This is a genomic window from Nitratireductor sp. WH36-1, assembly GCF_058725515.1.
Genome location: NZ_JBZXDP010000002.1, coordinates 191,769 through 211,263, shown reverse-complemented (window position 1 = coordinate 211,263; position 19,495 = coordinate 191,769). Strand labels below are relative to the sequence as shown.

The window sequence follows — 19,495 nt, the reverse complement described above, 5'->3', positions numbered from 1 at the left end:
GAAGCTCCCATTTGTTTCATTCAACAAAACAATGTTTCGTAATAAAGAAAAGCTAGCAGAGCGTTTGCGTGGCTGCAAGCGCTGGCCCAAGCATTGGGAAGCCAGGCAAACGAAAACAGCCCGCGGAAGCGGGCTGCGCATTTTATGATTCTATTGCGCTCTGGGGGCTGGGTTCAGCCGGCGGAGCGGGCTTTGCTCTCGGCTTCGTCCTTGTCGGAACGGTGCAGCGACAGGCGCTGCGAAATTTCACCGGCTGCTGCCAGCACGGCCTGCATGTAAGCCTCGCGGCGCTCTTCATCGAAGCGCACGACTGCGCCGGCAACGGAAATCGCTGCAATAACGTTGCCATCGGCCGCAATGATGGGGGCCGCAACGGAGAAGGCACCTTCATCGAGATCGTTAATTGCGACATTGCATCCGTTCGCGCGAATGCGTTCCAGCGCTTGCCGGAGCTTTTCACGGTCGGTGATCGTGTAGGGGGTAAAAGCTTCCAGCGGGCTGGCGAGCACCTGGTCGATGATGCTCTTCTCGCTGAATGCTAGAATGCAGAGCGAACCGCCACCGGCATGAAGCGGGCCGTTGCGTCCCGCCTGCGCGAAAAGGCGAATTGAATGCAGGCCCTCGCGCGTCGCAACAACGAGCGAGCGCAATCCGTCGCGCACGACGAGATTCACGTTCTCGGAGGTCCGGTCGCGCAGCGCATCCATCACAGGCCGCGCAGCAGACAGGAGGCTGCCTTCGCGGCCAACACGTTCTCCCAGCACACCAACGCGATAGCCGAGCGAGTAGACGGCGCGCTCCGGATCCCGGAACACGAAGCCGCGCTCTTCGAGCGTATGCAGCAGGCGGAAGACAATGGACTTCGTCAGGCCAAGCGATTTTGCGAGCGCTGTGACCCCCTGATCCGGTTGGTCGGCGAGTGCTTCAAGGACAAGCAATGCGCGGTCGACAGCAGCGATCCTGTAGTCCTTGGGGGCTGTCTCGTTCATGGCTGCGCTCCTGTTTCTCGCATTATCGTTGTCTGCTGCACGGTTGCAATATTGCAGATTTGTGATTTACTCAACGGAAATAAGAAACAATGTTTCACACAATAAAACAATGAGGGGCGATGAAATGCGTGTTGCTTATGTCGTACCGGGGCCGATGTCCAAGGGGCCGATGGGGCTGAAGGAGATGAAGCGGCGCGAAGCGCTGCTGAATGCGTGGGCATTCACCGGCACCGAAGTGTCGGTCATTGATGTTGTGGACGGACCAGCATCAATCGAATCCGCTTATGAAGAGGCGCTGTGCATTCCTGCCACGATCGACGTGATCATGCGTTGCGAGCGCGAAGGATTTGATGCAGCGATTATCGGCTGTTTTGGCGATCCGGGCCTGGAGGCCGCGCGTGAACTGACGACCATGCCGGTTGTTGGCCCATGCGAAAGTTCGCTGCTTCTGGCTGCCAGCCTGGGGCACAAGCTCTCCGTGCTGACCATCTTCGAAAGCATGGTTGCCGGGCAGGAGCTGCTTGCCTACCGGGCGGGTGTCCTTGAAAAGCTCGCTTCCGTGCGGGCCACGGGCATTCCCGTTCTGGAGCTGATGAAAAACCCGGATCAGACGCGCGAGAAGCTGATCGAGACGGCAACGCTTTGCGTGAAGCAGGACCGTGCCGACGCTCTGTTGTTCGGCTGCATGACGATGTCGTTTCTGGATCTTGCGGACGAGGTTTCCGCCGCCGTGGGCGCGCCGGCCATCAATGCCGGCAAGGCCGCGCTAAAGCACGCGGAAACGCTGGTTTCCATGGGGCTCTCCCACTCCAAGACAGCCTATCCGATGCCCGCCAAAATGCGGGCCGGCCAGTCCTTCGAGGCGCTGCGGGTGGCCTGAGCCTGCGCGCCGACAAGACAACGACAAAAATCTTCAGAGGAGAAGCAGGATGATACCAATGCGCAGAGCGGTTGTCTCGACCGCGTTTCTCGCCCTTCTTGCCGGAACGCCGGCATTTGCCGGCGATCAGATCAGAACCATCGACCTGTTCACCCGCCCGCAGGCGGCGCAGCCACAGGAATTCCAGTCGATCCAGCTCATTGCGCAGGAGTGGCGCAAGCTCGGTCTCGATGTGAATGTGCGGGTCATGCCCTGGGAGCAGATGTCGGACGTCGTCTGGTATCAGCGTGACAACTGGGACGCCACGGCCTGGCAGATGGTCGGTCGGCCCGAGCGCTCGGACCCCGATGAGATCGTCTTTAACCTGTTCCATTCGACCACGGCGGACAAGGGTTACAATTTCATCGGTTACCTGAACCCGGAATACGACACGGTCGTTGAAGCCGAGCGGGTCGAGATCGACGAAGCCAAGCGCAAGGAGCTGATCGACAAGGCGCAGGAGATCCTCGCCGCCGACCAGCCCAACATGATGCTTGTTCATCCCAAACAGACATTCGCGTTCGACAAGACGGTCTGGGACCCGGCCTCGGTTGTCGAGCAGAGCGGCATTGGCATTCGCAACACGTGGACGTTCATGTCGCTGACGCCGGTTGGCGAACAGAAGGACATCATCCTCAACTCCGGCGACAATGTGCAGGCGATCAACCCGCTCTACATCTCCGGCGGCGTGGACAGCTGGGTGTTCGAACTGGTCTATGACCGGCTCGTGCGTGTCGGTCCCGACGGCCTGCCCAAGGCCTGGGCGGCCGAAAGCTATGAGTGGAAAGACGACAAGACCATCGCGGTGACGCTGCGCGAGGGCATGAAGTGGCATGACGGCGAGCCTGTGACGCCGGAAGACGTCAAATTCTCCTTCGAGACCGCCGTCAGCGGTGAAGCGCCGATGTATGCGCCATTCGCCACCAATATCGAGAATATCGCGATTGACGGTTCCACGATCACCTTCACGCTCAAGCAGCCGGCGGCGTCGTTCGTCACGTCGAGCCTGGCGAAGATCAATCTCATTCCCAAGCATGTCTGGGAGCCGATCATCGCCGATCTGAAGACGAAGGAAGAGAACGCGGAAAGCTATCAGGAAGAGACACCCATCGGTTCCGGGCCGTTCAGGTTCGAGCGCTGGCTCACCAATGAGGAAATCGTTCTTTCCGCCAACAAGGATCACTTCAACGCACCGAAGGCCGAGCGTTGGATTCTGCGCATCGTGCCGAATGTTGAAGCGGCGCTGGGCATGCTGCGCTCCGGCGAGATCAACTTCCTCGCCGAGTTCTCCGGTGATCCGCAGGTGCTGCTGCAGGCAGCCGAGCAGGATGGCGATCTGGAAACCGTTTCGACCGTCGAGATGGGCTTCCGTTATGTCGCGTTCAACAACCGTCGTCCGCCCTTCGATGATCCGGCATTCCGCCGCGCGCTTTCTTCGGCCGTGGACCGTCGCCTGATCGTCAAGGCTGCCTATCGCGGTTACGCCGAGCCTTCCAACTCCGTTGTCTCTCCCGCGCTGGGCTTCTGGCACAATGAAGCGGTGGTCGAAGGCTTCGAGGCTGGCCACGATGTGGCGGTGAAGATCCTTGAGGATGCCGGCTACACGCTCGAGGGTGACCGCCTGCATTATCCCGGCGACCAGAAGGAAACGCTGGCCGAATAACGCCCTGACAGGCGCACTGTCACGGTGCGCCTGTCTCCTCCCGACGCGCCACGCTGCCGCGCCCTGAGGTGACGCGGCCAGAATTTTCGCGCCGAGACAAGGGAAGCCTGTTCATGTCCCATTTGAAGGCGATGGCCAGCAGAGCGCTGCAACTCGCTCTCGTCCTCTGGGCGGTCGTCACGATCCTGTTCCTCATGTTCCGCCTGATGCCGGGCAATCCGATGGCGGCCTATATCGACCCCACCTTCACTGTGGAACAGCAGGAAGCGCTTATGGCGCAGTTCGGCCTCGACAAGCCATTGTGGGAGCAATACCTCATCTATCTCGGCAATCTTCTGCAGGGTGAGCTGGGTCAGAGCTTTCGCTATCGAGAGCCTGTGGCAGAACGGCTGATGACGCTGCTGCCCAACACGCTCATTCTCACATTCTCTTCGCTCATCGTGGCCTACACATTCGGCATTCTTGCCGGCGCGTATCTCGCCTGGCGGCGCGGAAGCGTCGTCGAGAACACGGCAATTCCGCTGGTTCTGACGACGCGCGCCATGCCTGAATTCTGGCTCGGGATGGTGCTGCTTGCCGTGTTTTCCTTCTGGCTCGGCTGGTTTCCCGCCGGCGGCACACGACCGGCCGGCGCCAGCTATGACAGCCTGTGGGCGCTTTACACCTCGCGGGAGTTCCTGAGCTATCTGGCGCTCCCGGCCCTGACACTGGCGATTTACAGTCAGGGACTGCCGCTTCTTCTGATGCGCTCGAACATGCTGGATGTGATGAAGGAAGACTTTGTCACCATGGCCCGCATCAAGGGACTGTCCAACTGGTCGGTCGTGGTGCGCCATGCCGCGCGCAACGCGCTTTTGCCGGTCATGACATCCTTCGCCATCGCCGTCGGCTACCAGCTTCAGGGAAATGTGGTCGTTGAATCCGTTTTCTCCTGGCCGGGGCTTGGACGCGAACTCGTCAATGCCGTCTCGGCATCCGACTATCCGCTGGCGCAGGGCGCGTTCCTGATGATCGCAGTGGTGGTCATCCTGATGAACCTCATCGCCGACCTTCTGTATTCCCTGCTCGACCCGAGGATCAGCCATGCTTGATACCACGCTTCCCAGGCCGGGTTTTCGTCGCGCGCTTCTTTCGCAGCCTGCGTCTGCCTTTGAACGACCCCTTCGCCGTTGCCGGCCTCGCCATCTATGCGATCTTCATCCTGACCGCGATCTTCGCCGACGCCATTGCGCCATACGATCCGACGGAGATCCTCTACACGCCCAATTACGATCTGGCCGCCGATCTGCGTCCGGGTGAAGACGGCTTCATTCTCGGCACCACCAGCCTTGGCCGGGATATCTTCTCGCAGATTGTTTACGGCACGCGTTCCGCGCTGCTTATCGGACTGACAGCGGCCTTCATGGTGGCGCTGATCGGATCGATCGTCGGGCTGGTTTCCGGCTATTTCGGCGGCTGGGTGGACGCGCTCCTGATGCGGCTGGCAGATGTGGCGTTCGGCATACCCTTCCTGCCCTTCGTCATCGTGCTTGCCGCCTTCCTTGAACCGTCGATCTGGAACGTCGTCATCGCCATGGCGCTCGTTCTGTGGCGAGACACGGGGCGGGTCATCCGCAGCCAGGTCCTCACGCTGCGGTCCCGCAGCTATGTGGATGCGGCAAGGGTTTCAGGCTCTTCGGATTTCAAGATCATTCTGCGGCACATCGCGCCGAACATCCTCCCGCTTTCCTTCCTTTACGGGTCCATCGCCATCGGCTGGGCCATTCTGACGGAGGCGTCGATTTCGTTTCTCGGCTTTGGCGATCCCCAGTCGATCAGCTGGGGCTACATGCTGCAGGACGCCTTCGCCAGCCAGGCGCTCGCGAAGCAGGCCTACTACTGGTTCGTGCCTCCCGGCGTCTGCATCATCCTCGTCGTGTCTGCGGGCTTCTTCATTACCCGTGGCTATGAAAACCTCCTGTTTCCGAAGCTTGGCCGATGACTGAAACACTGCTTTCCGTTCGTGATCTCAAGGTCAGCTATCAGGTTGGCAAGGGTTCAATCGATGCTGTCGATGGCGCGAGTTTCGACGTGCCGCGTGGCTCCATCGTCGGTCTTGTTGGCGAGTCCGGCTGCGGCAAAACCACCGTCGCCAGAGCGCTGACAAGGGTGATCGCCGACAATGCGAGCATTACCGGCGGTCAGATCCTGTTCGACGGACAGGATATCGCGGCACTGCCGGAACGTGAGATGAATGCGCTGCGCTGGCGTGACATCGCGTTCATTCCGCAAAGCGCCATGAACTCGCTCGATCCCGTCTACACGGTCGAATATCAGCTCAACGAGGTGCTGCGGCGACGCGGTGGGCTGGGGCGCAGGCAAGCGCGGGCGCGATGCGAAGAACTGTTCGAGATGGTTGGCATCGAGGCCGGCAGGCTTGGCGACTATCCGCATCAGTTTTCCGGCGGCATGCGCCAGCGCGTGGCCATCGCTCTGGCCCTTGCGCTCAATCCCAAGCTGGTGATTGCCGATGAGCCGGTGACGGCGCTCGATGTGATCGTTCAGCGGCAGATCCTCGACCAGCTACGCGAACTGCAATCGATGCTGGGCATTTCGGTGATCCTCGTCACGCATGACATCTCGGTCGTCGCCTATGTCTGCGACCGGACGGTGGTGATGTATGCCGGGCGCATTGCCGAAGCCGGCCCGATGGACGCCGTTCTGATGGAGCCGTCGCATCCCTACACAATGGGACTGCGCAATGCGTTTCCCGATCTGAAAGGGGCGGCGAGCGGTGTGCTGACGCCCATTGAGGGCGCGCCGCCCAATCTCGCCTTTCCGCCATCGGGGTGCCGCTTTGCGCCCCGCTGCCCGTTCGCAGTGGAGACCTGCACCACGCAGCAGCCGGCGCTCGGCATGGTCGCGCCTGACCACCGCGTCAGCTGCCACCGGGCGGATGAAGCCGTCAAGCTGCGGCAGGAGGCGGCCCGCACCGAAACATGGCTCGCAGACGCATGAGGTTGGCTGTGTCGAAACCACCCAAGCCGCTGGTCTCCGTCAAGGATGCCCAGCTCCATTACCGGGTCGGCAGCGCCTTTTCGGCGATGCGTGGCCACTCCTCCGTCGTCAAGGCGGTGGACGGTGTGACATTCGAGATCCAGAAGGGCGAGAGTGTCGGCCTTCTGGGCGAATCCGGCTGCGGCAAGACCTCCATGGGGCGGCTGCTTCTCAAGCTTGAAGAGGCGACCGGTGGCGAGATCCAGTTCGCCGGCGATGCGTTGTCCGGTCTGAAGGGACCGGCGCTCAAGCGCTATCGCGCCAAGGCGCAGCTCATCTTCCAGAACCCGTTTGAAGCGGTGAACCCGCGCTTCACGATCCGTGCCACACTGGCCGAACCGCTGGAGAATGCCGGCATTCCGGCAGCCGATCGTGAAGGGCGCATCATCGAAGCGTTGGAACTCGTGCGCCTGCCACAGCCACAGCAATATCTTGACCGGTATCCGCACCAATTATCGGGCGGCCAGTTGCAGCGCGTGGTGATGGCGCGGGCGCTCATCCTGCAACCCGACTTCGTGGTTGCAGATGAACCGGTTTCGATGCTCGACGTGTCGGTGCGTGCAGGCGTTCTGAACGTGTTTCGCGATGTGCGCGACCGGCTGAACCTGACTGCGATCTACATCAGTCACGACCTGGCCCTTGTGCGGTATGTGTGCGAGCGGACCATCGTCATGTATCTGGGTCGCATGATGGAAGATGGACCGACCGAGGACATCGTCCACGAGCCGCTGCACCCATACACCAAGGCGCTGGTGGCGGCCGTTCCGGTGCCGCATCCCGACCAGAGCCATGATCCGCTTCCCATTGGCCGTGGCGCGCCTGATCCACGCAATCCGCCTTCGGGTTGCGTGTTCCGAGACCGTTGCCCGCTCGCTTTCGACCGTTGCGCCAAAGAAGCGCCGGCGCTGCGTCCGGCGGGCAGCCGCAAGGTCGCCTGTCATCTTTTCTGAACGGTTACCGCCAGGACTGGACGAAACAATGCTTGCAGCTTTCTACACGCGCACAGGGCCGGCCCGGGAGGTGCTTGAACTTGGCGAACAGGCAGCGCCTGTTCCGGCCAAGGGCGAGGTTCTGGTGCGGGTGCGTGCATCGGGCATCAATCCCGCCGACGTGAAACGCCGGGCTGGCTGGCACGGCATGGCGATGGAACACGCATTGGCGATCCCTCACACGGATGGCGCAGGCGAAATCGCCGATGTGGGGGCGGGTGTGGACCGCACGCGCGTCGGTGAGCGTGTCTGGCTCTGGAACGCGCAGGGCGGCTACGGAACCGCAGGCCGAGCATTCGGAACGGCTGCGGAATATGTGGCGATCCCTGCCGATCAGGCGGCGCCGCTTCCCAAAGGATTGAGCTTTGAGGACGGAGCGTGTCTCGGCGTGCCGGCGATGACTGCCTATCGCGCGGTCTTCGCCGATGGGCCGGTGGAGGGTCAGACGATACTGGTCAATGGCGCTGCGGGTGCGGTTGGTCATTTTGCGGTGCAGCTTGCCAGGGCCGGCGGTGCGTGCGTCATCGGGACCGTGAGCAGTGACGAGGCGGCGAGCCATGCCCGGAGAGCCGGCGCAAGCGAGATCATCGACCGCAAGCGCGAGGATGTTGTCGCGCGCGTTTTGGACATAACGGAGGGCGAGGGGGTCGACCGCATCATCGAGGTGGACTTTGCCGCGAACCGGCTGAGCGACATCGCCATTCTGAAAGCCAACGGGACCATTGCTTCCTATTCCTGCAGCAGCGATCCCGAGCCCGTTCTCCCCTATTACGCCTTCGCCAACAAAGGCGCGAACCTGCGCTTCATTCAGGGCTTCAATATTCCGTCTGCTTCCCGGCGCGCCGGAGAGGCGATGCTGACCCGTCTTGCCGAGGAGGCGCGTCTGCACGTTGCCATCGGCGCTACCTATCCCCTCCGCGAGATCGCGGATGCCCATGAGCATGTCGAGCGCGGAAGCCTCGGCAATATCGTTGTCAGCGTGTGACGAAGCGACGTCGCACCGGCCATTGATAAGGAAAGCAAATGCTTCAATCCTCGCCATCCACCCCACCGCCCGAATGCGAAACGCCGGTCTGCGACCCGGTTTCGCTGGAGATCATTCGCGGCGCAATCGCCGCCGCGCAGGCCGAGATGGAAGCGCTTCTGGAACGCACCGCGATTTCCGCGTTTATTCGCGAGAAGAAGGACTTTTACACCGCGCTGTTCGATGCAGACGGCGTGATGGCCGTTGGTTCGATGGTGCCAATCTTCGGCGACATGACCGGTCCGGTCTTTGAAAAATTTCCCGCCGACACGATGCAGCCGGGCGACCTCTACTGGTACAATGACTGCTACGGTTCGCGCGGAGCGGTCTCGCACTCCAACGATCAGGTTCTGCTCGCACCGGTGTTCCGCAATGGCCGGCGCTGCGCCTTCGTGATGAGCTGGGCGCATTTTGCCGATATCGGCGGCATTCGCCCGGGCTCGATCAGCCCCGATGCGACCGAGATCTTTCAGGAAGGCATCATTGTTCCCGTTACGAAGCTGATCGATGCGGGGCAGACCAATGAGGCCGCGCTGTCGATCTTCCATCGCAATTCGCGTTTTCCCGAGCAGAGCAATGGCGACATGCGCGCCCTGATGGCGTCCGTCGATCTTGGTGTTCGGCGTGTCGGTGAAATCATCGACCGGTTCGGCACCGATGTGGTTGCCGATGCATTCGACCAGCTACTTGCCCGCACGCGGCGTCTGGTGCGCACGAAACTGGCCGAGACCTTCGATTACGGTACGCATAGTTTCACCGATGCCATCGATGGAGACGGGCACGGAAACGGGCCTTTCAAGATCCGCTTTTCGCTCTCGCGCGAGAAGGGCAGCGACGGGGAAGACCGTTTCACCTTCGACGCAACCGAGACAGACGATCAGGCTCCCGGCCCGGTCAACTATCTCATGAATGAGGGTGTGCCGGGCATGGCGCTCGGCCTCTATTATCTGGGTGGCGACCCGGCGCAGGTCTGCAATGCGGGTGGCCCGAACGCCATCGATGCGGTCAAGCTGCGCGAAGGTTCGCTGCTTGCGCCGCGTTTCCCCGCACCTCTTGGCATGCGCGGACTGACGGCGATGCGCGTCATCTCCGCCATGAGCGGGCTGGTGAATGTTGCGAAAGGCGAAGCGCCGGCTGCCAATTCAGCCTATGTGATCAGCATCATGCGCGGCAATTTCCGCAATGAAGCGGGCGAGCTGGAGCGTTTTCTTCTGGCAGACGGGATTGGCGTCGGATATGGCGCGCGCCCCGATGCCGATGGCATCGATGCGGTCTATTTCGTTGCGCAGGAAAACTATCCGGTCGAATTCCTCGAACTTGGTTATCCGGTGCGGTTGCGCACCTATGGCATCGCGCAGGACTCCGGCGGCGCAGGACGCCACCGCGGTGGTTGCGGGATCGTGCGCGAATACGAGGTGATGGCCGAGGACGCGGTGCTGGCGGTTCGCATCGACAGTGTGAAGAACCCTCCCTGGGGCATCGATGGGGGGCAGGGTGGCGGTTCCGGCCGGGCCATCGTCAATCCGGGAACCGACCGGGAGCAGGTTCTGGCACCGCTCTCGGACGGCAACAGGCTGGTGCGCGGCGACATTCTGCGCATCGAGACCGGTGGGGGCGGCGGCCATGGCCATCCCTTCGACCGTCCGGTCGGCAAGGTGATCGAGGATGTTCTGGGCGGGTTCGTCAGCCCTGAAGCAGCCAGAAGCCTTTATGGCGTGGTGATGGAAGGCAACCGGGTGGACGCCGATGCCACCGTTGCCACCCGCGCCGAACGTCCTGCCCACCGTCGTTTCCATCGTCAGGAGTATGTCGATGTCCTCAGCTGAATCTTCCCTCGCCATCGCTGTCGATATTGGTGGCACCTTTACCGACATCTCCCTTCTCGACCGGTCGAGCGGAAAAGTGTGGCGGGCCAAGACGCCCAGCGTGCCGCAGGATCCTTCCGAGGCCTTTCTGACCGGCATAAGACTGGCGCTCGCGGATGCGGGCGCGGAGGCGAGCGAACTTGCCCGCGTGCTGCATGGCACGACCGTCGCCACCAACATGATACTTGAGGGCAAGGGCGCGCGTACGGCGCTTGTCACCACACGGGGCTTTCGCCACGTGCTCGCCATCGGCCGGCAGGACATCCCGCGCAAGGCCAATCTCTACAACTGGGTGAAGCCCGAGCGCCCGGTTCCCGCGTCGCGGATCGTCGAGGTGGATGAACGGCTTGCGGCAGGCGGCGCGGTTCTGGAAACGCTTGACGAAGACAGTGTCAGGCAGGCGGCGAGCGCCATTCGCACCATGAATGTGGAAGCCGTTGGTGTCTGCCTCATGCATGCGTTCGCCAATCCCGCGCATGAAAGGCGGGTGGCCGAAATTCTGCGGGAGGAACTGCCGGACATTGCGGTGACGATCTCGACCGATGTGCTGCCCGTGGTGCGTGAATATGAGCGTTCGCTCACCACTGCGCTGAATGCTGCGGTGATGCCGGGGGTCACAAGCTATGTGGGCCGGCTGGAACGCCGGCTCGAAGATGAAAAGGTCGCCGCCCCGCTGCTTCTGATGAAGTCGAATGGCGGAGTGGCCGGTGCGGCGGCAATCCGCGAAGCGCCAGCGCTTACGGCGTTGTCGGGGCCAGCGGCCGGGGTGGTCGGTGCACGCGCGATTGCCGCCGCATGTGGCATTCGCGATCTGATCACCGTCGATATCGGCGGAACCAGCGCCGACATTTGCCTGATCAAGGATGGCCGGGTCGATCTCACGCAGCATGGCAAGGTCGGCGACTGGCCGCTGCCGCTGCCGATGGTGGACATGGTGACGATCGGTGCCGGCGGTGGATCGATTGCCGCCGTCGAGGACGCGACCCTGACCGTTGGGCCGCGCAGCGCCGGCGCAAGGCCGGGGCCGGCGGCCTATGGCCATGGGGGGCAGGATGCGACCGTCACCGATGCCCATGTGGTGCTTGGTCATCTGCCTGAGAAGCTGCTGGGCGGGCGCATGGGCCTTGATGTCGAGGCCGCGCGCGAGGTGGTGCGAAAAGGGGTCGCCGAACCGCTGGGCCTGTCGCTCGAGGCAGCAGCGCGCGGCGTTCTCCAGATCGTCGACAACCACATGGTTGGCGCTGTTCGTGTGGTGTCCGTCGAGCGCGGGCACGATCCGCGTCACTTCACACTGGTCCCCTTCGGCGGGGCCGGCCCGCTGCATGGCTGCGCCCTTGCGGAGCTGTTGGGCATTTCGCGCGTGATGATCCCGCCCGCGCCGGGTGTGCTTTGTGCCGACGGGCTGCTTGCAGCCGATCTCAAGGCCGAGTTCAGCCGGACCCTGCCAAAAGCCGGGGCGATTGATGTCGTGACCGCGAAAGGCATTTTCGGGGAGCTTGAACAGCAGGCCGATGCGTGGCTGACGGTGGAGGGCGTTCCCGAAGACAAGCGGCAGACGGATCGCGTGGCGCTGTTGCGTTATTACGGGCAGGGTGGCGAGATCGCGATCCCCTGGGCGGGAACGCGCGAAGCCGTGGAAGAGGCTTTCACCGCCGAACACAAGGCGCTTTACGGCTTTGCGCTTGATGCGCCAATCGAGCTGGTCACGCTACGGGTTGAGGCCACGGGCCTGACATCGGAACCGCCGCGTGACGGGCTTCAACCGGGTGGTCCCCTTGAAGCTTACGATCATGCGCCGGTGCAGTTTGCCAATGGTGCCCGTGACGTTCCGCTGATCGACCGCAACACAATCGGGGCCGGGACACGCTTCGACGGACCGGTTATTCTCACGCAGCTCGACACAACGATTCTCGTGCCGCCGGGCTGGACGGGCGAGGCGCATGCGGTTGGAGCGATCATCCTCACACGACAGGAAGGAACGGCTGCATGAGTGCTTCTGATGACGAGCTGCAAAAAGTCTTCGACCATGTGGACGCCAACAGCGAGGCGTTTATCGCGCGGGTGATGGACTATGTGAGCCATCCGAGCATCAGCGCTCACGACATCGGCATTCGCGAGGTCGCCAATCTGCTCGTCGACATGCTGAAAGGGCTCGGCATGGAGGCGGAAACGGTTGCGACAAAGAACCATCCGATGGTTCTTGCCAGGCGCGATGTCTCACCCGACAAGCCGACCATCCTGCTCTACGGTCACTATGACGTTCAGCCGCCGGACCCGCTGGAGCTATGGGACAGCCCGCCCTTCGAGCCGACGATCCGCAACGGAAGGATCTATGCGCGGGGCATTGGCGACAACAAGGGCCAGCACTTCGCCCAGATTCTCGCCATCGAGTCCCATCTGGCCGTTCATGGCGATCTTCCGTGCAACATCATCTTTCTATTGGAAGGCGAGGAGGAGATTGGCAGTCCGCACATTGCCGACTTCGTGCGCGAACATGCGGATCGCCTGCAGGCCGATCTTGTGGTGACCTCGGACGGGCCGCTGCATGAGACGGGGCTGCCGGTGGTCACGTTTGGCGTGCGTGGTGTGGCGGGGTTTGAACTGAGGGCCAAAACAGCCGGGCGCGATGTTCACTCCGGCAATTTCGGCGGTGTCGTGCCGAACGCCGCCTGGAAACTGGTCCATCTCCTTTCGACGATGAAGAACGCCGCAGGCGAGATCACCATCGAAGGGCTGACGGAACCGGTGATCCCGGCGACGAACTCGGAGCGGGAGGCGATCTCGAAAATTCCGCTCGACGTGGAGGAGGTCAAGGCCGAACTCGGACTGGCCGAACTGGATGGTCCGTTGGAGCGGGGCTATTTCGATCGCCTGATGTTCCACCCGACCCTGACGATCAACGGCTTTCACAGCGGATATGACGGACCGGGCATGAAGACGGTTCTGCCCTGCGAGGCATTCGTGAAATGCGATATCAGGCTGGTTGAGCCGCTGACGCCGGACTACGTCTTCGATAAGGTGGCAGCGCATGTGGAGCGTCACGCGCCGGATGTCGAATTCATACCGCTGAACGGCATGCTTCCTTCCAAGACGCCGATGGACTCGCCCTATGCGGAGGCGATCAGCAAGGCCGTGAAGGCCGCGCGCGGCGTGGAGCCGCTGCTCTATCCGACGGTTGGCGGCAGCCTGCCGGATTATGTCTTCACGAAGATCCTGAAGAAGCCGGCTTTCGTGGTGCCCTATGCGAATGCCGACGAAGCCAATCATGCCCCCAACGAAAACCTCGAGATTGAGCGCTTCATTGATGGGATCAAGACGGGTGCTGCGCTGCTGACCGAGATCGGCCGCATGCGCTAGCTGTCAGTGTTGCTTGAATGAAGGGCGCACCGTGCCTTGAAGCTGGTGCGCCCTTTTTCATGCGATGAGACCGCGCTTACATGAAATCACGGGGAATGGATTTCTCGTAGGTCTTCGAGAACAGCGGCTGGCCGTTCTCGAAAGCGCTCACGCGTGCGCTGACAAGCCATTGATCGCGCGTGCAGGAAAGTGTCGACGTGATCTTCGTGACGGTCTCCCAGCCCGGCCGCGACTGGATCGTGGTCCATTTGATATCGGCGCGCATGGATTGCGGATCGTCGGGCGAGATGGACCAGTCCTCGTCGCGGATCTCCTGCATCTGAAGCCCGTGGACCGGATGCACTTCCGCGCCGGTGTCTTCCTGGAGCCGGTAGTGCGTGACGCCGGCGATCAGATCCCTGACCACTTCGCGCCTGCTCTTTGCCGGAGAGGGCATGTCGTATTTGGGCAGGGGATCGGGGTTGGCCGGTTCGGGCAGGGTGATGCGCTCATGCGCGCCGAGAAGGGGCATGGAAAGACGCAGGCTGCCCGTGTCTATCGTCAGGCCCGGCGCATCCGGCGACGGCAGGATGAGCGGCCAGTACGATGTCGAGAGTGCAATCTTGATCCGGTGGCCGGGGCCAAAGCGATAGCCCATATTGTCGAGCTGCATGCGGATGCGGGTGGGCTCGTCATGCGGCATGGCTTCCGGCGCGGCATTGTCATTGCGGTGGGCAAGATTGAGAACGCCATAGCACACACGGGTTTCCGTGCCATCGGGATGCACGTCGATGATCCGCGCGGCGAGGTTCTCCCAGTCAGCGCTGCAGCGCACGTCCAGAATGAGCTCCGGCATGCCGAGATAGACGGCTTCTTCCTCAAGCGGCGCAGTCTCGAAGCACAGCGAACCGCCATTGTCGGGCCGCTGATCGCCGGCAAGCTCCGGGCCGGGCGCGGTGGTGAACCAGTCGCCGGACGCAGTGCCCGTGTCGAGCGGGGAGCGCAGGAAGTGCAGGCCCGTTCCCTCGTTCTCTTCGCCGGGCGCAAGGGCGCCGCCAGCCGAGACGCCGTAAAGGTCGTTCTGCGGCGTCTCCCAGCGTTGCTTGGCGACCCAGAAGCCGGGGTCCACTTCGCGGCGCAGCAGCGGGCGAGCGCCGTCAATGATGTAGGCGCGCATCTGCGGCAGGTTTTCCGCACCCGTGTCGCCATCCTCAAGCCAGTGTTTCCACCAGGCGATGGCCTCGGCGTGGAAATCGACGCGGGGTCTGGGCCATGCGAAGTGCGGGTATTTGTGAACCCAGGGGCCGATCAGCGCCTTGGCCGTATCGCCGATGCCCTCGATCGCCTTGAGCGGGGTGTTGCGATAACCGTCGGCCCAGCCGGCGATGACCAGCGAAGGAACGGTGACGTCGGCAAAATTCTCGCAGATGGAGCCCTGCTGCCAGTAGGCGTCGCGGCGCTGATGCGCGAGCCATTCGGCCATGAAGAAAGGTTCGTTCTCCAGCCGGTCCAGCCACATCTCGCGCCAGCTCTCGCCGGCCACGGCAATGTCGGGCGAACGGGACTGGTAAGCGAGCATGGTTCCCGCCCAGGAGGCCTGCGCGGAAAGCTGCGTGCCATTCTTGTAGTGGATGTCGTCGTTGTAACGATCCGTGGTGGAGGCAATGGAAATCACCGCCTTGAGCTGCGGCGCCCGGAGCGCTGCGACCTGAAGGCCGTTGAAGCCGCCCCAGGAAATTCCCATCATGCCGACATTGCCGTTGGACCAGGGCTGTGCGGCGATCCATTCGAGGATTTCGCAGGCGTCGGACAGCTCGCGTGGCGTGTATTCGCCGTCGATCACGCCTTCGGATTCGCCGGAACCACGAATGTCGACGCGCACGCCGGCAATGCCTGCTGCGGCAAAGACCGGATAGGTGGATTCATCGCGTGCTTCCGTGCCGCCCCGCTTGCGATAGGGCAGATATTCGAGAACCGCCGGCACCGGGCGGTCCTGCGCGCAATCGGGCATCCAGATGCGGGTCGCCAGACGCGTGCCGTCCCTGAGTGTGATCCAGTGATCTTCGGATGTCGTGAAGCCTTGTTGCGACATGATGAACCTTCTTGAGTTGGGTATGCGTGTCGCCCGGTGATCTCCTTGATCGCCCGGGCGACGGGTCAGTTGTCGGCGCTCTCGATCTGACGGGTGGAGAGCACCTCTTCGAGCCAGCCAAGCCGCATCTCCGGCACGGATTTGAGCAGGAGATCGGTGTAGGCGTCGAAGGGAGGGCTGAGCGCCCCGGATTTCGGTCCGAAGCGGACGAGGCGGCCGCGATGCATCACGGCGACGCTGTCGGCGATGGCGCGCACGATGGCGATGTCATGGGTGATGAAAATGTATGACAGGCCCCGTTCGCGCTGCAGTCCGGTCAGCAGTTTGAGGATGCCGTCCGCCACCAGCGGATCGAGCGCCGAGGTGGGCTCGTCACAGATGATCAGGTCCGGTTTTGCCGCCAGCGCACGGGCGATGGCCACACGCTGTTTCTGCCCGCCGGAAAGCTCTGCGGGATAGCGGTCGATGAAGCCCTGGCCCATCTCGATCTGATCGAGCAGCTCACCAACGCGCCGGCGCTGTTCGGCACCGCGCAGCCCTTCGTAAAAGCGCAGCGGACGGCCGATGATCTGACCGACGGTCTGGCGCGGATTCATGGCCGTATCGGCCATCTGGTAGATCATCTGCATGCGGCGCAATTGCTCGCGCGTGCGGTGCTTCAGCTGCGGCGGCAGTGTTTCGCCATCGAAGCGGACGTCGCCCGTATTCGGGGCGAGGAGGCCGGTCGCGACACGGGCAAGCGTCGATTTGCCCGAACCGCTCTCGCCAACGATGGCGAGCGTCTGCCCTCTGGGCACGTGAAGGGACACATCATGCAGCACGGGTGTCGGGCCATAGGCGGCGTTGATGCCCGCCATTTCGAAGAAGCGGTCCGACTGCTCCGCAGCCTCGGTGTGACGCACCGCGCGCACATTCACCAGATCACGGGTGTAGTCTTCATCCGGGTTCTCGATGATCTTGCGCGTGTCGGCATGTTCCACGGTTTCCCCATGGCGCAGCACCATGATGTCGTCGGCCACCTGCGCGACAACGGCAAGGTCGTGCGTGATGTAGAGGGCCGCCGTGCCGGTCTGCTCTATGGCGCTCTTGATGGCAGCAAGCACGTCGATCTGGGTGGTCACGTCGAGCGCCGTGGTGGGCTCGTCGAACACGATCAGTTCCGGCTCGGGGCAAAGCGCCATGGCTGTCATGGCGCGCTGAAGCTGACCGCCGGAAACCTGATGCGGGAAGCGGTTGCCGAAGGTTTCGGGTTCCGGCAGACCCAGCAGGCCGAAGAGGCGCACCGCACGGGCGCGCGCCTCGTCTGCGGTGGCAAGGCCATGGCGCAGCGTGGCCTCGATCACCTGATCCATGAGCCGGTGGGCCGGATTGAACGAGGCTGCCGCCGACTGCGAGACATAGCAGACCCGCGCACCGCGCACGCCGCGTATGCCCCGGCGGCCGAGACCCAGAATGTCTTCGCCATCGAGAAGAACCCTGCCGCCGGTGATCTTCACGCCGCCGCGCCCATAGGCGAGTGCGGCGAGGCCGATGGTGGACTTTCCGGCACCTGATTCACCGATCAGGCCTAGCACCTTTCCGCGTTCCAGATCGAAGCTCACGCCCTTGACGATCTCGATTTTGCGCGGCGGCTCGCCGGGCGGGTAAGCGGTCGCGCCGATGCGCAGATCGCGCACCTGCAACAGGGGCCTTTTGTCGTTTTCGAGGGGCTTATCCATCGCCGCGCCCTCCTTTCAGGCTTGATGTGCGCTTCAGGAGCCAGTCGACCACCAGATTGATGGAGACGGTGAGCACGGCAATCGCCGCGCCCGGCACGAGCGCTGCGGAGACACCGAAAATGATGCCATCCTTGTTGTCCTTGACCATGCCGCCCCAGTCGGCGGTTGGCGGCTGAATGCCGAGACCAAGAAACGAGAGGGTGGAGATGAACAGAACCGCAAAGGCGAGCCGCAAACCGAACTCCGCCAGAAGCGGGGTCAGGGCATTGGGCAGGATTTCGCGGAAGATGATCCACAGCGTGCCTTCGCCCCGCAGCCTTGCGGCCTCCACGAAGTCCATCGTGGAAAGATCGAGCGCCAGCGCGCGGCCGAGACGGAAGACGCGGGTGGCGTCGAGCACGGCCATAACCAAAATGAGAACGGTCATGTTCTGGGGCAGCGCGCTCAGGACGATGAGAGCGAAGATCAGCGTCGGGATCGACATCAGGAGATCGTTGATGCGCGACAGACCGACATCGACCGGGCCGCGCATGGCGGCAGCGGCGAAGCTCAGGAACGAGCCGAGCGAGAAGGCCAGGACCGTGGACACGAAGGCGACGAAGAGCGTCGTGCGCGCGCCATAGATCAGGCGGGACAGGAGATCCCGGCCAAGATTGTCGAGCCCGAGCAGATATTCCGCACTGGAGGGAGCCCAGGGATCGCCGACGATCTGGTTTTCGCCATAGGGCGCAAGCCACGGCGCAAAGAGGGCGCAGATCACGGCAACGGTGATACCCGCCATGCCGATCCACGCGGAGACCGGAATAGAGCGCAGCGTCTGTTTCATCGCGGGTGCCTCAGACGGGGATTGGCGAGGACGGAGAGAATGTCCGCGGTCATGTTCAGGAGAATGTAGATGGCGGCGAACACCAGCCCGCAGGCCTGCACGACGGGCAGGTCACGCACGGTCACGGCATCGACCATGTATTGCCCCATGCCCGGATAGACGAAGACCACTTCGACCACCACAACACCGACGATGAGGTAGGCGAGGTTGAGCGCCACCACATTGATGATCGGCGCAAGCGCGTTTGGCGTTGCGTGGAGCAGGATGGCGCGCCAGCGGCTGAGCCCCTTGAGCGCGGCCGTTTCCATATAGGCCGAATCCATCACGTTGATGATCGCTGCGCGGGTCATGCGCATCATGTGGGCGATGACCACGAGCACCAGCGTTGCAACGGGCAGGGCGATGGTCACGAGTTTCGCGCCAAGCCCCATGCTCGCATAGACGGTCGCGGGGAAGGCGGCGACGGGGTTTTTGACCACCAGCCACAGGATCAGCAGATAGGCGACGAAGAACTCGGGCAGCGACACGGCGGCGAGCGAGAACAGGTTGATGAGCCTGTCGATGAGGCGGTCGCGATAAAGCACGGCGATGAGGCCAAGCCCGATGGACAGGGGCACCGCGATGATAGCGGCTGCGCTGGCGAGCAGCAGCGAGTTGCTGAGCCGGCTGCCGAGCTGCGGGCCGATATCCTGGCCACTGGCCCAGGAGTGCCCGAAATCGCCATGCAGAAGGCTGGCGACCCAGTCGAGATAGCGCGCATAGGCGGGCGCATCGAGGCCCAGTTCCGCGCGGATATTGGCCACGGCCTGCGGTGTTGCGGCCTGTCCGAGATAGGTTGTTGCGAAGTCGCCGGGCAGAGCTTCAATCCCGCCGAAGATCAGCAGGGAGCTGGCCACGAGGAGGACAAGGCTCAAAAGGAGCCTTCCGACGATGCGGGTTGTCAGCGGATAGCGGCCATGCAGCCGCGCGAGGGGAAATACCGGAATGTGATCATTCATGTGTCTGATTGGTCGGACGCGCGCAGGCTGCTGGAAGTAG

At 62.7% G+C, this 19,495-nt stretch carries 15 protein-coding genes; 10 read left to right on the top strand and 5 right to left on the bottom strand.

The features are described from left to right. Window positions 1–173: 173 nt before the first annotated feature. Complete coding sequence (locus tag AC4PTT_RS20115) at window positions 174–989, bottom strand: IclR family transcriptional regulator (RefSeq protein WP_432515617.1); 816 nt, start codon at window positions 987–989, stop codon at window positions 174–176. Between AC4PTT_RS20115 and AC4PTT_RS20110 the strand changes: the two genes are divergently transcribed. From AC4PTT_RS20110 to AC4PTT_RS20065, 10 genes are all read left to right on the top strand, one after another. Next, on the top strand, window positions 988–1,869 hold the full coding sequence (locus AC4PTT_RS20110; protein WP_297558721.1) for an aspartate/glutamate racemase family protein: 882 nt from the start codon (window positions 988–990) through the stop codon (window positions 1,867–1,869). The genes AC4PTT_RS20115 and AC4PTT_RS20110 overlap by 2 nt on opposite strands. 58 nt (window positions 1,870–1,927) lie before the next feature. Then, complete coding sequence (locus tag AC4PTT_RS20105) at window positions 1,928–3,571, top strand: ABC transporter substrate-binding protein (protein WP_206544944.1); 1,644 nt, start codon at window positions 1,928–1,930, stop codon at window positions 3,569–3,571. 113 nt (window positions 3,572–3,684) lie between these two features. Continuing rightward, window positions 3,685–4,662 carry an ABC transporter permease gene (locus tag AC4PTT_RS20100; RefSeq protein WP_065818244.1) on the top strand — a complete coding sequence of 326 codons (978 nt, stop codon included), beginning with the start codon at window positions 3,685–3,687 and terminating at the stop codon, window positions 4,660–4,662. After that, on the top strand, window positions 4,659–5,552 hold the full coding sequence (locus AC4PTT_RS20095) for an ABC transporter permease (protein ID WP_492162853.1): 894 nt from the start codon (window positions 4,659–4,661) through the stop codon (window positions 5,550–5,552). Before AC4PTT_RS20100 ends, AC4PTT_RS20095 begins: the two co-directional genes overlap by 4 nt. Further along, the gene (locus AC4PTT_RS20090; RefSeq protein ID WP_492162852.1) at window positions 5,549–6,568 is read left to right on the top strand and encodes an ABC transporter ATP-binding protein; all 1,020 of its coding nucleotides are present in this window, start codon (window positions 5,549–5,551) and stop codon (window positions 6,566–6,568) included. The genes AC4PTT_RS20095 and AC4PTT_RS20090 overlap by 4 nt, the downstream gene beginning before the upstream one ends. A gap of 8 nt (window positions 6,569–6,576) precedes the next feature. Beyond that, window positions 6,577–7,557 (top strand): ABC transporter ATP-binding protein, encoded by a 981-nt coding sequence (locus AC4PTT_RS20085; RefSeq protein ID WP_492162851.1) that lies wholly within the window; start codon window positions 6,577–6,579, stop codon window positions 7,555–7,557. A gap of 28 nt (window positions 7,558–7,585) precedes the next feature. Beyond that, entirely contained in the window at window positions 7,586–8,581 is a 996-nt protein-coding gene (locus AC4PTT_RS20080; RefSeq protein ID WP_492162850.1) for an NADPH:quinone reductase, read from the top strand. Between the two features lie 38 nt (window positions 8,582–8,619). Further along, window positions 8,620–10,446 carry a hydantoinase B/oxoprolinase family protein gene (locus AC4PTT_RS20075; RefSeq protein WP_492162849.1) on the top strand — a complete coding sequence of 609 codons (1,827 nt, stop codon included), beginning with the start codon at window positions 8,620–8,622 and terminating at the stop codon, window positions 10,444–10,446. Continuing rightward, entirely contained in the window at window positions 10,433–12,475 is a 2,043-nt protein-coding gene (locus AC4PTT_RS20070) for a hydantoinase/oxoprolinase family protein (protein ID WP_492162848.1), read from the top strand. The genes AC4PTT_RS20075 and AC4PTT_RS20070 overlap by 14 nt, the downstream gene beginning before the upstream one ends. After that, window positions 12,472–13,842, top strand: coding sequence for a M20/M25/M40 family metallo-hydrolase (locus tag AC4PTT_RS20065; RefSeq protein ID WP_492162847.1), 1,371 nt, complete (start codon window positions 12,472–12,474; stop codon window positions 13,840–13,842). Before AC4PTT_RS20070 ends, AC4PTT_RS20065 begins: the two co-directional genes overlap by 4 nt. A gap of 76 nt (window positions 13,843–13,918) precedes the next feature. Here the strand turns inward: AC4PTT_RS20065 and AC4PTT_RS20060 are convergent, their stop codons facing one another. The 4 genes from AC4PTT_RS20060 to AC4PTT_RS20045 form a co-directional block, all read right to left on the bottom strand. Further along, entirely contained in the window at window positions 13,919–15,913 is a 1,995-nt protein-coding gene (locus AC4PTT_RS20060) for a CocE/NonD family hydrolase (protein WP_492162846.1), read from the bottom strand. Window positions 15,914–15,978: 65 nt separating this feature from the next. Further along, a complete protein-coding gene (locus tag AC4PTT_RS20055; RefSeq protein ID WP_492162845.1) occupies window positions 15,979–17,631 on the bottom strand; it encodes an ABC transporter ATP-binding protein in 1,653 nt (550 codons plus the stop codon). Continuing rightward, a complete protein-coding gene (locus tag AC4PTT_RS20050) occupies window positions 17,624–18,457 on the bottom strand; it encodes an ABC transporter permease (RefSeq protein ID WP_113156809.1) in 834 nt (277 codons plus the stop codon). The genes AC4PTT_RS20055 and AC4PTT_RS20050 overlap by 8 nt, the downstream gene beginning before the upstream one ends. Then, entirely contained in the window at window positions 18,454–19,455 is a 1,002-nt protein-coding gene (locus AC4PTT_RS20045) for an ABC transporter permease (RefSeq protein WP_492162844.1), read from the bottom strand. Before AC4PTT_RS20045 ends, AC4PTT_RS20050 begins: the two co-directional genes overlap by 4 nt. Between the last annotated feature and the right edge of the window lie 40 nt (window positions 19,456–19,495).